This is a genomic window from Pyrobaculum organotrophum (assembly GCF_055384425.1).
The window spans coordinates 726,747-740,665 of sequence record NZ_AP042430.1 but is presented as its reverse complement, the minus strand read 5'-3'; the positions used below and the strand labels follow the sequence as shown (position 1 = coordinate 740,665).

Annotated in this window: 13 protein-coding genes and 1 pseudogene; 8 read left to right on the top strand and 6 right to left on the bottom strand. The window is 43.9% G+C overall.

Translation table 11 applies throughout. The features are described 5' to 3' along the window. Positions 1-24: 24 nt before the first annotated feature. The 5 genes from ACZ49R_RS04390 to ACZ49R_RS04370 are packed head-to-tail and all read left to right on the top strand — an operon-like array spanning position 25 to position 6,110. Entirely contained in the window at positions 25-3,009 is a 2,985-nt protein-coding gene (locus ACZ49R_RS04390) for a glucodextranase DOMON-like domain-containing protein (RefSeq protein WP_464733893.1), read from the top strand. 31 nt (positions 3,010-3,040) lie between these two features. After that, complete coding sequence (locus ACZ49R_RS04385; RefSeq protein ID WP_464733892.1) at positions 3,041-4,390, top strand: extracellular solute-binding protein; 1,350 nt, start codon at positions 3,041-3,043, stop codon at positions 4,388-4,390. Continuing rightward, positions 4,390-5,313, top strand: a complete 924-nt coding sequence (locus ACZ49R_RS04380; protein ID WP_464733891.1) for a carbohydrate ABC transporter permease — start codon at positions 4,390-4,392, stop codon at positions 5,311-5,313. Before ACZ49R_RS04385 ends, ACZ49R_RS04380 begins: the two co-directional genes overlap by 1 nt. Beyond that, a complete protein-coding gene (locus ACZ49R_RS04375; RefSeq protein WP_464733890.1) occupies positions 5,303-5,773 on the top strand; it encodes a hypothetical protein in 471 nt (156 codons plus the stop codon). The genes ACZ49R_RS04380 and ACZ49R_RS04375 overlap by 11 nt, the downstream gene beginning before the upstream one ends. A gap of 4 nt (positions 5,774-5,777) precedes the next feature. Next, on the top strand, positions 5,778-6,110 hold the full coding sequence (locus tag ACZ49R_RS04370; RefSeq protein WP_464733889.1) for an ABC transporter permease subunit: 333 nt from the start codon (positions 5,778-5,780) through the stop codon (positions 6,108-6,110). 5 nt (positions 6,111-6,115) lie between these two features. Here the strand turns inward: ACZ49R_RS04370 and ACZ49R_RS04365 are convergent, their stop codons facing one another. Beyond that, positions 6,116-7,159: a zinc metalloprotease HtpX gene (locus tag ACZ49R_RS04365; RefSeq protein ID WP_464733888.1), complete on the bottom strand. Its 1,044-nt coding sequence runs from the start codon at positions 7,157-7,159 to the stop codon at positions 6,116-6,118. A gap of 130 nt (positions 7,160-7,289) precedes the next feature. On the opposite strand from ACZ49R_RS04365, the gene ACZ49R_RS04360 reads away from it, so the two are divergent. Together ACZ49R_RS04360 and ACZ49R_RS04355 are read left to right on the top strand one after the other, a co-directional pair. Then, the gene (locus ACZ49R_RS04360) at positions 7,290-7,595 is read left to right on the top strand and encodes a hypothetical protein (RefSeq protein WP_464733887.1); all 306 of its coding nucleotides are present in this window, start codon (positions 7,290-7,292) and stop codon (positions 7,593-7,595) included. Continuing rightward, positions 7,592-9,506 (top strand): annotated as a pseudogene (locus ACZ49R_RS04355) (molybdopterin biosynthesis protein). Before ACZ49R_RS04360 ends, ACZ49R_RS04355 begins: the two are co-directional and overlap by 4 nt. Before the next feature lie 260 nt (positions 9,507-9,766). On the opposite strand, the gene ACZ49R_RS04350 reads toward ACZ49R_RS04355, so the two are convergent. Beyond that, complete coding sequence (locus ACZ49R_RS04350) at positions 9,767-11,005, bottom strand: molybdopterin molybdotransferase MoeA (RefSeq protein WP_464733886.1); 1,239 nt, start codon at positions 11,003-11,005, stop codon at positions 9,767-9,769. Between the two features lie 54 nt (positions 11,006-11,059). On the opposite strand from ACZ49R_RS04350, the gene ACZ49R_RS04345 reads away from it, so the two are divergent. Next, positions 11,060-12,052 carry a hypothetical protein gene (locus ACZ49R_RS04345; protein WP_464734096.1) on the top strand — a complete coding sequence of 331 codons (993 nt, stop codon included), beginning with the start codon at positions 11,060-11,062 and terminating at the stop codon, positions 12,050-12,052. Here ACZ49R_RS04345 and ACZ49R_RS04340 read toward each other — a convergent pair. The 4 genes from ACZ49R_RS04340 to ACZ49R_RS04325 form a co-directional block, all read right to left on the bottom strand. Then, a complete protein-coding gene (locus ACZ49R_RS04340; RefSeq protein ID WP_011762744.1) occupies positions 12,041-12,700 on the bottom strand; it encodes a class II glutamine amidotransferase in 660 nt (219 codons plus the stop codon). The genes ACZ49R_RS04345 and ACZ49R_RS04340 overlap by 12 nt on opposite strands. Then, positions 12,700-12,957: an Lrp/AsnC family transcriptional regulator gene (locus ACZ49R_RS04335; protein ID WP_464733885.1), complete on the bottom strand. Its 258-nt coding sequence runs from the start codon at positions 12,955-12,957 to the stop codon at positions 12,700-12,702. Before ACZ49R_RS04335 ends, ACZ49R_RS04340 begins: the two co-directional genes overlap by 1 nt. 29 nt (positions 12,958-12,986) lie before the next feature. After that, positions 12,987-13,286: a hypothetical protein gene (locus ACZ49R_RS04330; protein ID WP_011762746.1), complete on the bottom strand. Its 300-nt coding sequence runs from the start codon at positions 13,284-13,286 to the stop codon at positions 12,987-12,989. 90 nt (positions 13,287-13,376) lie between these two features. After that, the gene (locus ACZ49R_RS04325) at positions 13,377-13,880 is read right to left on the bottom strand and encodes an Lrp/AsnC family transcriptional regulator (RefSeq protein WP_464733884.1); all 504 of its coding nucleotides are present in this window, start codon (positions 13,878-13,880) and stop codon (positions 13,377-13,379) included. Between the last annotated feature and the right edge of the window lie 39 nt (positions 13,881-13,919).

The following is a 13,919-nucleotide window of genomic DNA, read 5'->3' as shown; positions in this document are numbered from 1 at the left end:
AAAATATGCTACATGGCCTACTACATGAGGCGGATAATTTTGTTTCTAGTCTTAGCTTTATTTCTGTTAGCCCAGCCAATAAATATAATATTTGTATTTCATAACCACCAGCCTTGGTATATAGACCTAGAAAAAGGCGAGCTACTACTGCCATGGGTGAGAATGCACTCTGTTGGAAATTATCTAAAAGTGCCCCTTCTTGTAAACCAAAGCGGCGTTTCCGTTGCATATACTCTTTCTGGGAGTTTAATTGAACAGATAAATTGGTACGCTAACAGAACTTACGTCGACGCTAGATATAAGATATCGCAAAAGATCGCAGAGGGGAAGCCTTTGACTCTGGAGGAGAAATACTCCATGTTGTTAGTGCCCGGGGGATTCTTTGATATAAATTGGCAAAATATTGTGTATAAACACCCAAGATACACTGTATTGTTAGGGATAAGAAATGATGCATTTAGTAAATGTCCACCTGGAAATATAACATGCATCGTGTCTAGGTTCAGCGAGCAAGACTTTATTGACCTAGCCACGCTTTTTAACCTTCTCTGGATAGACCCATACATAGCACGACAATACCCAGACGTTTGGGCTATGAGAAATAAAACCTCCTTTACGCGCAACGACCTTAAGAGAGTCTTAGAGGTACACATGGACCTAATCTCAAAAGTTTTGCCTTTATATAGAGCTTTGGCACAACAGAAGAGGGTAGAGCTCGTGCTAGTGCCATACTCACATCCTCTAATGCCTCTTTTGGCAGACATGGGAGCTTTAGAAGACCTAAAAGTTCACATAAGACTCTCGCAGAATCTCTTTGAAAGATATTTAGGAGTTTCGCCCACGGGTGTTTGGCCTCCTGAACTAGCAGTTAACGATGATGTGCTCAGACTTTTTACAGAATCCGGCTTTTTATGGACTATAACAGACGAGGACGTATTGAAGGCAACCATGCCCGGAGCTAGCCACTTCGGTCTTTACTATGTAGATTATGGAGGACGACGTATATACGTTTTCTTTAGAGATAAAACACTGTCTGACGGCCTAGGTTTTAGATACGCCTCTATGAAGCCAGAAGAGGCCTTGGCCGATTTTATGAATTATCTAAAGAGGGTGCCACGAGACGAGTGTTCAGTAGTCGTAGTTGCATTAGATGGCGAAAATCCGTGGGAAAACTATCCAAATTTTGGAGATGATTTTTTTATTAAATTCTTTGGAGGACTCGCACAATTGGAGAAAAACGGCACCATCAAGCTATGGAAACCTACAGACTTTGTAAAGAGATGTAGCGAAAAAGCTACGCCATTACCACAACGTGAATTTGAATATTTCAACCTAAAAGTAGATATATCCGTATATACCTCTATACGTGATCTACCAACCCGTATTGTCCAGGGTAGAATTGCAGAAGGCTCGTGGTCTAGTGGGGGTAGTTTAGCCATTTGGATTGGCGATGTAGACGAAAATGTTTGGTGGATGTGGCTAAAGAAGGCTAGAGAAGATGTAGGTCTAAATTTGAAGTGGGATGTACTTTTCCCATTGTTAGTAGCTGAAGCCAGTGACTGGCCGTTTTGGTACGGCGGCGAAATGGGTTCACCACAGACCTTTGACCCTGTTGCAAAATCTGCACTGATAGCATTTTACCGACGGGCTGGTTTACAGCCGCCTATGTATCTTTTCTCCTTGGCGTATCCCGGCGGGACCCCCCGCGAAATAGTTGGAAGGGGCGATGGAAAAGTAGCTCTCTACGAAGGGCTTACGGTTTATGTAAATACGACACATATATGGATAGAGGGCGCGGGGTGTGGCGTAGTCTATTTCTCAAATCCAACACTTCCGAGGTCGCCATATTTCTTCAGAGGCGCTGTATATGGAATACATGGCGAGAAATTACACATATATGCCGATATGGCTATCGATAGCTGTAATAACACAGTATATCTCTCAGACGGCGGTAAGTTCTATCCAGTTGGGAAAGCGGCTAGATCGTACTTTATAGGCGCGCAACCTGGCGACAAACTCTACGTAGAGTTTAATGGCCTTGTATATGTGCTCACAATACCTGAAAGCCCAGTGCAACAAAAATTGTTAATGGAAGTAGCTGATCCGCTTGGAGACGACTTTGGCACTGGTAAATACCGCTATCCTAAGAACCCCGTCTTTAAACCCGGAGTTTTTGACCTATTAGGATTTACGCTATATGACCTGGGCGATAGGCTAAGGTTTATGTTTAGAGTGAGAGAACTTGGTGGAAACCCATGGAGCGGGCCTGCAGGATTTTCGTTACAGTTTTTCCACGTCTATATTAATAGAGGACGTGGAGAGAGAAATGACACACTTGGTCTAGGAGTGACTCTTTGTAAAGAGGCGATGTGGGATGTGGCCTTATTAATAGGCCCTGGTTGGAGCGGCGGTAATCGTATAGTTTATTCAGATGGCTCATTTATAGATGATGCTATGGCTATAAGGCCAGGCCCTAATAATACAATTATCGCAGATGTTCCCAAGAAGTACATTGGCGAGTTTGAAAAAAGTTGGAAATTAACTGTGTTTCTCACATCGTGGGACGGCTACGGCCCAGACAATATACGGAGATTTGGCGTAGTAGAAGATGAGTGGACTGTCGGCGGCGCAGACGCCGCCGCGGTGTTGGCAGGAGTGGCCCCGAGAGTGTTTGATGTATTAGCACCTACTGTAGATGCCCAGGTTAGGGCACTAACTTCCTACAAAGTGTCCAGACTGCCTAATGGCACATACGTAGGCACACCAGCCTCTGTGTGTATATTTTACACACAAGAAAAGCCAGCCGCGACAATTACTGCAACAATCACCACTACAGTAACACAGACAAGCCGTGAGACAGTTACTACTACAGTTACTACAACACAGTACTTAACGGAAACTCAGAAAGAAACTGTAAGAGAAGTTAATTGGGTAGCTACAGCTATAGTCTCAGTGTTAGCTTTTATACTTGGTTTAACACCTAGCCTATTGGCAAAAAGAGAGCGGTAACATATAAAAACTAAATATATCTCTTTTAGATATGAATAGAAACTTGCTAATTGGTGTCGTAGCGATTGTAATCATTCTCTTGGGAATAGCCGCTTATTATACAACTCAACCACCGCAAGTAACGCCTACGACTACGTCTGCGCCGCCGATTACTACGCAAACTACGACACAAACAACACCTCAACAGATTACAACACCGACGTATACTCCTCCGCCAGAGACAACTACAAAAACAACGACTGTACCGTCGACTACTACGCCATCACCTACACAAACCACTCCTGTTAAGAAAGTGATAGTTAGAATATGGCACGTTCTAACGCCAGAAGAAGAGGCCGTCTTTAAAGAGGTGGCTAGACTTTATATACAAAATCACCCAGACGTTCAGATAGTGTTTGAAAATAAATCTCCAGATCTCCAAACCGCTGTTCTTGCGGCTATATCTACAGGCGAGAAATTCGACTTGTTTATATGGGCACACGACTGGATAGGCCTTATGGTAGAGGCCGGAGTTTTGAAACCTATCGATAATGAGGTTGCAGACATAATACAGAGGTTCGCAGTGCCTATACCGCAGTATAAAGGACATATTTACGGCCTACCATTTACTGCCGAAACTGTCGCCCTTATATGCAATAGAAAAATAATACAAACGCCGCCCAAAACTTTTGCAGACTTGGTCAAGATAATGCAACAGTTCTATAATCCTCCAAAGACATATGGCATAGCATATTTTGTAGACCCCTACTTCATCTCTGCTTGGGTTCACGGGGCTGGTGGTTATTATTTTGATGATGTTACAGAAAAGCAAGGGTTGACAAATCCAAAAACAATTGCTGGTTTTGAGTTTTTCAAGAAGAACATAATGCCTTATATAGGGCCGAATCCCACCGATTATAATACTCAGATAAGTATCTTTCTTGCCGAGCAAGCCCCATGTATGGTAAACGGCCCCTGGAGTATAGGTACTGTGAAAAAAGCGGGTATAGACTTCTTCGTGACGCCATTACCGCCAGTTAACGACACATATGTGCCTAAGCCATACGGAGGCTTAAAGATGTTTTACGTCACTATATACGCCTCTAAGGAGGCTATAGACTTCATAAAGTGGTTTACCACAGATCCCCAAGTGGCCAAGGTATTAGTGACAAAACTAGGCTATATCCCCGTGATAAAAAACATAGATGTCCAAGACCCCGTAGTCCAAGGCTTTTATGAAGCTATTAAAAACGTACGCCTTATGCCAGTTTCTCCAAAAATGCAACCAGTGTGGGGAGCTGTCACTCTTGTAATACAGAACTCTATAGTGTCAGACCAAAAGACGATTAGGCAGGCTGCGGAAGACGCAGCAAAAGACCTTTGTGCAAGAGGACTTTGTTAATGCGGCCGCTATTATTAATACTCCCAGGCCTTTTTCTATTTCTCTTTTTTAACCTCTGGCCAATAATATACTCAATTTACATATCTTTTACAAATGCCAATATCCGTAATTTTCCACCCCCACCGCCGTGGGCCCCTGAAGAGTTAAAACAAGCCCGGCCACCTCCAGATTTTGTCGGTCTAGCGAATTATGCTTCAATTTTTATAGGGCCGGCATCTCCTGGATTTCTAAACGCAATTATCTGGACTTTAATCTTCACAGCCATTTCTGTCCCTACAAAAATAGCCCTAGGCGTCTTTCTAGGTCTTTTGATGTCTTCTGAAAAAGTGTTAGGCAAATCTATAATGAGGACGCTGTTAATAGTGCCGTGGGCGTTGCCCCTAATACTCTCTGTAGTGGCTTGGCGCTATATTTTTGACCCGACATACGGTGTTGTAAACCAAATACTTTATACAATAGGAGTTTCTAAACCCCCCGACTGGTTTGTAGATAAAGACTATGCATATATGGCAATGGTAGTGATAGAGACGTGGCTAGCTTATCCATTTATAATGACCGTTGTAATGGGAGCCCTTGCAAACATTCCTAGGGCGGCTTTCGAAGCTGCAGAAATAGACGGCGCTGGAAGATGGGCTATTTTTACAGAAATAACACTTCCGCTAATAAAAAGACCTCTTATCTATGCTACTGTTATGACCACGGCGGCGTCATTACAATTTTTCCTAGTGGCATTTCTATGGAACTTTATACAGCTATATGACCGCTTCATGCTTACATATGGCTACTACTGGGCGTTCGGTTCACCATTTAGAGAATACGGATTAGCTGCAGCTATATTGACAATATCTGCGTTTTTAATCTCTATCTTTATGGTATTAGCTATAAGAATTTCTGGATTAATGAGAGGCATGTATGAAAGTTAAACTTTTCTATACTTTAACCGCCGCAACAGCCACATTTCTCTTGTTTTACCCAGTACTTCAGATAGTGTTGCTTTCTTTAAACAAAATACCATATCTTAGGATAGGGGGTGAATTTATACCAACTATAGAGTCATTTCAATGGGTACTTCAACAACCAGACTTTTGGCGGGGGTTGCTCAATAGTATAATAGTTGCAGGAACCACTGTTGTAATCGTTATAGCCTTGGCATTACCTGCAGCATATGCATTTAGCCGCTATAGTTTTAAAGGCCGTAACTCGCTTCTCTCGTTTTATGTGGTATTTACACAAGTTTCGGGAGGTTTGGGAATAGCTGGACTAATCGCGCTTTTTGCAATAGTATCAGCCTTAGGACTTAGAAATAATCTATTGGCGCTTGCGTTAATATATGCCGCCGGGGCGATTCCGTATCACACATGGTTGCTAAAGGACGTATATTGACACCGTGCCAAAATCTGCCGAAGAGGCGGCAATTATAGACGGTGCCGGCGTAATTACGCTACTTACCAGAGTTGTTTTTCCAATAATGGCGCCAGCCCTAGCAGTTTCTGCGATTCTGACCTTTATAGGGGCGTGGGGCGAATTAATACTTGCTAATCTCTTTCTGTCTGGCGAAAATAGGACGTTAATACTGTGGATATATTCTCTCATACCAAATGTCTATTCTGTACAATGGAATAGATTCGCTGCAGCGGCACTTCTCTATGCTATTCCGCCGGTTGTACTCTATGTGCTACTCCAGAGATTTCTCAAACGTGGCCTTACATACGTTTATTGAAAAAATTAAATTTGTAGTTGGTCGAGAAATCTAAGTCTCTTTGGAATGGGTGGATGTGTGGAAAATATCTCTTGGATTACTGAATAGCTAGACCGCTTAATTTCCTCTATCTCGCTTCTTGTCACAGTTATAAATGGATTAGCTACTGCATTTACAAGAGCGTATATAAAGAGCGCTCTAAACTTGTCTCCGCTGATAGTTTCATGAGCCTCCGGGTTAGAGAAGTAGAACTTATGAATCTTGGCTAGTGCAAATTGCATAGCCTCCTTACCCGCTGCTTTTGCTCCAGCTGTGTCTGCGTAATACTCTCTTAGTCTACTAAAGGCAAGGACTAACAATTGCACTAAGAATGAGACGACAACTGCTAAAATGCCTACGGCTGCCAATAACATTGTGTTGTTATTTCTGTTGTTTGAAGAAGACAATGCAATACGTACAGAAGATACACCTAGGTAATACAATATGGACGGCAATACTCCAAAGAGTAGCATTAGCGCATTATCTCTGTGAAGGTGATGGCCAATCTCATGTCCTATCACTGCCTCAAGCTCTCTCCTGTCTGTTAGAGCCAACATACTACTTGTGACCGCCACGTATCTTCCAGTTAAGAAGTTGCCATATGCAAACGCGTTTGGGGGACCGTCTACTACCACAGCTTTTATTCTAAACGGGGCGCCGAGTCTTGAAGCCACCGCATCTACGATTTCTTGTAATCTTGGGTCAGGCCTAGCGCCATATGTGACATTTATTAAAAACGGAGACACAATATACGTGATTAAGTTCATGAGAACAACAAAGAAGATCATACCTAAGATAAACCCCCAGCCGTATTCTGCCAACGCAGGAGCCGCCACTATTACAATTAGGTATATAACAAACGCTGTGGTTAGTACTATAAGTACAGCAGTAAGTGCCATGGCACCGTATAGAGTGAAACGTCCAGATATAGATGAAGCAACCTTAGGCGCAATAACCACAGCAATAATAATCATAGCTATATAGCCTAGGAGGTATAAACCAAAGGCTATTGGGTCAAATATTGGAAACATGTTCCGCTTATCACGTTCAGCTTAAAAACTTTTCAGCCGGTACGTGAAGTCTTCACGCATCAGAAACGGGGACTTTCGTCACGGGCGGTCTAGACTATACAGTTTAATAAATGCAACTATGTGAAATACTATGACTTGTGTAGATGAGCAGACTGCAGAAAAAGTTGCTAAAAGAAAGGCGTTAGGCAAGCTTGGCGTCCTTAGACGCTCGGTAAAAGTCTTTAGAATTAGAGTTGGCGACGATTGGATTTTTGGTTTTGTAAAACACAAATTTAGAGAGGGGGGCTTTCAAATAGCTGTAAAGCTTATATATATCGACTGTAAGGGGTCTGCGCTTGAGAAAATACCACTTGATCTAGAGGAGAAGATTAGGAGATATATAGAGGAGGGCACCGCAGCGCTTTTAGAAAGAGAGCTGTCAAACATAGTTAGATGAGGATAATCTTCCACAATCTGGTTACACTTGAACAAGCTATCGAGAGACTTTTGAAATTTGCAAAGCCTTTAGGAAGCGAGGAGGTAGATATTACAGAGGCCTATGGCAGAGTCTTAGCAACCGACATAGTCGCGCCTGTAGATGTACCTCCATTTGACAGATCTACTGTAGATGGTTACGCCGTAATTGCCGAATCTACATATGGCGCGTCAGAGCTTACGCCAGTAGAGCTAGAGCTTGTGGGGCGGGTAGAGGCTGGCGAGTGGCCAAGTGTCGAAGTACATATGGGAGAGGCTGTAGAAATCGCCACAGGGGCGCCATTGCCGCGGGGAGCAAACGCCGTCGTTATGGTTGAGTATTCACAGGAGAGGGACGGCAAAGTCCGTGTCTTCCGCTCTGTGGCGCCAGGAGAGAATGTTATGTCTGCTGGATCTGACATATCGGCAGGAGAAGTTGTTTTAAAAAAATGTACAAGACTAACGGCTAGAGAGATAGGCGTTTTAGCCGCCTTAGGCATTAGAAGAGTCTCTGTAGTTAAGAAGCCACGTGTCTCTATTATATCTACAGGCAACGAACTGATACCCCCCGGCGCGACGCTTAGCTTTGGTAAACTATACGATGTAAATAGTTATTCTCTTGCAGCTGCTGTAAGAGAGGCTGGCGGTATACCGATTTTACACGGCATCGTTAAAGACGACGAAAAAGAGTATAGAACTACATTACAAAAAGCTCTTTTAACAAGCGACGTTGTTTTAATAAGCGGGGGTACCTCGGCGGGAGTCGCAGATCTAACATATAGAGTGTTGGAAGAGCTTGGCGAAGTGCTTTTTCACGGGATTATGGTTAAACCTGGAAAACCGACTCTGGCGGCTGTTGTTAACGATAAGGTAGTAGTGGGGTTGCCTGGGTATCCTTCCTCTGCTTTAATGATCTTCCATATAATAGTACGGCCATATCTCTTACAATTACAATGTCTAGAGCCAGAGTCGGCGATGGTAGTGAGGGCAAAACTCGCATATAGTATAGAGGGTGCCAAAGGTAGACGTGCACTTTACCCCGTAGTGTTAGTTATGAGGGGACAATGAATATAGAGCATACCCTCTATATGCTGAATCTGGAGCCATATCTGTCCTAGCTAGATCTGATGGATATATTACAGTGCCAGAAAATGTAGAGTTTCTACAAGAGGGCGAAGAAGTAGAGGTATATCTATTCGAGCGGTATAAACCAGCAGAGCTATATTTCATAGGTAGCCACGACCCGCTTCTAGATTCTATACTTGCAAAACATAACGTCAAAGCTGTATATGTAGGCTCTATGGGCGGCTTAATGGCGTTAAAACGCGGAGAGGCAGATATTGCCGGTTGCCATATATACGACCCAGAGACGGGAGTTTACAACATCCCGTTTGTAAAAAAATTGGGGATTAGGAATGTGGCTGTTGTAGGCCTTTTCGAACGTGAACAAGGCTTAATATTACAAAAAGGCAATCCCAAGAGTGTTAGGAGTATAGAGGATTTCATACGTCCAGACATAGTAATTGTAAATAGGCCAAGAGGCACAGGCACAAGGGCGTTATTAGACGCTCTATTAGACAGCCTAGCCAAGAAATTAAATATGCCACTTGAAGAACTTACGAAAAAGATAAAGGGTTATACGTATGAAGTTAAAACACATACAGCTGTAGCTGCCGCTGTAGCGCAGGGTAGAGCGGATGTAGGCATAGGCGTAAGATTTGCTGCTGAGCTTTACGGCCTTGAGTTTATGCCGTTGGGTTGGGAGCAATACGACTTGGTCGTAAAGAGAGATGTCTTAGATAAAGCTCTTGATATAGTAGAGGAAGTGTTACAAAATCTACCGCCTGGCTATAGGAGATACGAATGGTCAAACAAAATAAAGTTTGAAAATTAGTCCACTAGCTCCCCTTTTGTCACGCCGGCCTTCCCCGGGGAGCTCGGGACATGTCCGGAGCCGTGGCCCCAGCCTCGGGGGTCCGGCCGGTTGCTACATTTGTTGCGCCCGTACGCCCGGGCACGGCCGTGCCCCTCTCGTCTCCGCCCCGTCCGTTAAGGGCGTCTGGCGGAGACGGGCTAAACCCTTGCCCCCGGGAGAGGGTCGGGCGTTGCCGCTAAAAGGGGGGCACAAAGGAGCGCGGACTAAATAACCCCTTTTTAATCCACTGGGCCGAGAAGTATTACCTCTACTTCTTCACCCTCGTCATATCCCTCACGGTTCTCTGGCACGATTAATAACGCATTACCTTTTGTCAGGGTCGACAATATTCCGCTTCCTGTAACTGCCAGAGGCTCTGCGTAAAGACGCCCGCCCTCTTTGTATACTCTCACACGTACAAAACTTCTGACGTTAATTGGAGTTGTTACTCTTCTAGTAAGTACAGCTCTTGCCGTTGGGAGAGGCTCTTCTCTTGCGCCAACCATTTTTAAAATTATGGGCTTTACAAAAACCTCAAACCCGACAATAGATGCCACTGGGAATCCAGACAACATAACTATGGGCTTCCCGCCTACAACTGCGGCACTGTTGGGTCTGCCCGGCCTAGCCGCTATGCCATGTATTAACACCTCAGGCTTTAGATGAGACACCGCCTTTATTACATAGTCAGGCTCTCCGACTGATACACCGCCTGTAGTTATGACTATATCAAAGCGGTTTAACGCCTCTTTTATAGCTCTATATATTATCTCTTCGTCATCTGGCACAATGCCCATGTAGTATACGTCAACGCCGAACTCCTTGAGGATTGCTGTTATCACGTGACGAGTGCTATTTATTACTTTGCCAGGAGGAAGAGAGGCCTCTTCTAACTCCACAAGTTCGTTGCCGGTGGATATTAACGCGGCAGTTATCTTATAAACATAGACTTGTCTCACGCCTACTGACGCCAAAACACCTAAATCCCAAGGTTTTATCTTCTTTCCACGTCTTAAGACTACCTCCCCCGCTGCAATATCCTCTCCCCTCCTAGAGACGTAGTAAAAACGTGGGACTGGCCTATACACCTCTAGGTAGCCATCTCTTTTTACCGCCTCTTCATATGGAACTACTGCATCTGCACCTTCGGGAAGCGGAGCCCCCGTAGCAATTTCTACAGCTTCGCCTGGTTTTAACACGTTTGTATATGGAGAATTAGGCAACGACTTACCCACAATTCTTAATAAAATGGGATTTGTACGAGATGCGCCCAACGTATCTTCAGACCGCACTGCATAGCCGTCAAACGCCGCTCTATCAAACGGAGGTACATCTATGGAAGATATTATATCTCTAGACGCATATAGACCAAGAGACTCCGGAAGCGCAACTAAAGTCTCTTGGGGGACATGTGTTATTGCGTTAAGGACAATTCTCTGCGCCTCTGCAATAGGCGTCAAACTTTTAAACCCTCTCACATTAGGCGGAATCTCGTTTATTTAAATAGGTTGGAGGATATAAACGTGGATCCGATGTTAATCGAGGCGCGTTATCAACGGGCCGTCTTTCGCGGATCTGAAGAAACAATACTTAGAGATTTCCAGCTTAGATATGGCGAAATGTGGCGTAGTATGTGGGACGCCTCTGCTAATGTATCTGAAGAAGATGTTCAAACTGCCGAGAAAAACGCCGATGTTCTCATAGAGTTGGTAAAGTCAAGAATAGACGACATAGATACAGCAGCGCTATACGCAGCCTTTGGAAGAAATCTCTCGCTAGAGAAGGAGCTAGAGCTAGGGCTAGAACTATTGGAACGTCCCGGCGGTTTAGAAAAACTCTTGCAATGGGGTTTGATAATGCATTACGACGACGAAGTAGTAGCTGCACCGCCCTATTTAGCAAAGTTGTTAATTTATCTCACACAGAGGACGCCATCTTTACAATACGACATTAGAGAAGAGCTAGAGCCTTACTCCAACGACGGCGCTACAATGGCATTTTTAGAAGGCTTATTAGTTGGCGACTTTAATATAGAGCTACATAGAGAGTTTTATGGAGAGCCGCCTCGCAGAATAAAAATCGGAAGAGCGGCCATATATCGCAGCGACGTCGGACTTGTCGTAAACCCAGCCTACTCTTCCGACGAGGTGTTAAACGCGATACTCCAGATAAAAGAAAGGAGGGCCGAGGCACTTGCCAGAGCGCTTTCATTACATGGCGAGTATGAATTCAGTAAGGAGTATAGATGTGGTCTCCAGTATCTCTCGATAGACGGCACTGCGGAAAAAAGCGGTGTCATAGCGATATGTCCCTGGCTATCCTATAGACGGAAGCTGTGGAAAATACACAACCTAATTTTGGTAGTAGAGGGGAAAAGACCAACACCCCAGCCACAGACGAGAATAGGAATTATATTTATAAAGGGGGGCGAGGCTGAAGTTGTAAAGCCACCAGTAAAGTCGAAGTTGTTTGAATACATAATAGATACATTATATAGCGCCGGCTTTTCAGTATTAGAAGACTAAATAGGTGCCGTTTTCTAACTCTCTCCCTGGCAGATCTATATGTCTCATCAATGTAGATGAAACAACTGCTTTGGCATCCTTTGTCTCTATTAAATAGAGCGCATAGTACTCCCTAGAGCCTTTGTAGAAAGTATATACATGAGCCTTAAGACTGGGAAACTCGAGCACTGCTACGTTAAGAGCCGTCTTCGCGTAGAGGAGAGCCTCTTCAAAAGCTCTCTGCGGCAAATGCCACCGCCTTGCGATAAATAGCGCTAGGATATAGCTGTCGGTATAAAGAGATGGGTCAACGCTTATTTCAGCTGCCATAGCGTTTTTATCCACCGAGCCGTTGTGAGCCACAAAGAGGATGCGACCATCTGGCGTATATACAAGATATGGATGTGCATGAGCTGGACCTTTGGGCTCGCCAAGAGAGGCCGCTCTTACATGCGCCAAGACAGCCTCTTTCATAGGCACTACAACGGGGTCCTCCCACGCCGGACGCCCCGATTTATAATGTATAAAGTCGGTGGCAGATGCCGCCACAAAGCCCCAGCCATCTCCGTGTTGTTTTTTCTCGTCTTGTTTATAGGGGTCATATTTGGCGGCGAGTTTCAACGCAGCGGATAAATCCAGAGGGCCCTTGGAGATGAAAAATCTACACACTACGCATAAGGTGGGGACCTCTTGGTATACGATTTAGCAACGATTAATGTCGTAGTTGATCTAATGCCCTCTATCTTTCTAATTTTTTCCCTTACTACATTTCTAATTTTTTCTATATCTTCGGCATCTATTTTAACTATCATATCATAAGGACCATAGACGAAGTATACTGCTTTTACCTCTGGAATAGAGACAAGTCTTTCCATCACATTATCCTCAGAACCTATGTCTACATTTAGGAACACAATAGCTTCCATAATATTTAATTCGCTAAACTATTTAAAGCTTATCTACTTCTTGATTCTAAATACCTCCTGATAACTACGGCAGTAGATAGATCAACTTTATGCTTTTCCGTAAGTCCCGTATCGGTATCTGTAAACTCAACTATATACTCAATGCCATCGCCTTCTCCTTTGTAAACCTTAATTAGAGTGTTTGGCTTACACATAGCTGTGAGAGAGGTGGCGTTCTTTTCTACTATCGAGCAGTCTACATACTTAAACACCTTAGCCTCTACTGGAGTTCTGCTTATCGGCCCTATTGGCGTCTCCTCATAATAGTACATTTTACGTCTCCTACTCACGCCACACCACTAAAACCCCTATAAAAATCTTGACCCAGACTGGATATATACAGTTTAAACAAATCCTCATAGGCCCTATTTCGTAACTGACTATATAGTTGAAGGGGGCATTACCCGCTTCCGCCAGTCGTCTACAATCTCTAGAACAATAAACGTCTCAGTACGTTGGATATCTTGGTTTGAGGCTAGATAGGTTACTAGAAACGTAGAGAGTTGTTTAATATCTCTCGCCCAGACTTTGAAAAGGAGGTCATAGGGTCCTGTTATAATATAGGCCTCTTCTACAAACGGCATCCCTCTCTCGCCGTTGCATTCTGCAAGCACTCTTTCGGCAACTTCAAGTTGTAGCGGCTTATTCTCCTTGTGAGCAACGCCTCTCCGTACGCTAACTAACACAAAAGCCAACAACTTATAACCTAATGTAAACGGGTTTATCACAGCCTTATAGCCCATTATGATGCCTTCACTTTCTAACTTTTTTATACGGGCTGCAATTGTAGTTTTAGGTTTCTTTAATTCTTCGCTTAGTTCTTGTAATGTCTTTCTACCATCTGCCTGTAATAATACTACTAACTTGCGGTCTATCTCATCCACAAGATTAGGGAAAGTCCTGGAAATTATAGTTTACTTCTC

Coding starts and splice junctions, on each gene's coding strand:
- ACZ49R_RS04385 (WP_464733892.1), top strand. CDS start 3,041: ATGAATAGAAACTTGCTAATTGGTGTCGTAGCGATTGTAATCATTCTC.
- ACZ49R_RS04390 (WP_464733893.1), top strand. CDS start 25: ATGAGGCGGATAATTTTGTTTCTAGTCTTAGCTTTATTTCTGTTAGCC.
- ACZ49R_RS04365 (WP_464733888.1), bottom strand. CDS start 7,159: ATGTTTCCAATATTTGACCCAATAGCCTTTGGTTTATACCTCCTAGGC.
- ACZ49R_RS04380 (WP_464733891.1), top strand. CDS start 4,390: ATGCGGCCGCTATTATTAATACTCCCAGGCCTTTTTCTATTTCTCTTT.
- ACZ49R_RS04360 (WP_464733887.1), top strand. CDS start 7,290: ATGACTTGTGTAGATGAGCAGACTGCAGAAAAAGTTGCTAAAAGAAAG.
- ACZ49R_RS04335 (WP_464733885.1), bottom strand. CDS start 12,957: ATGGAAGCTATTGTGTTCCTAAATGTAGACATAGGTTCTGAGGATAAT.
- ACZ49R_RS04375 (WP_464733890.1), top strand. CDS start 5,303: ATGAAAGTTAAACTTTTCTATACTTTAACCGCCGCAACAGCCACATTT.
- ACZ49R_RS04345 (WP_464734096.1), top strand. CDS start 11,060: ATGTTAATCGAGGCGCGTTATCAACGGGCCGTCTTTCGCGGATCTGAA.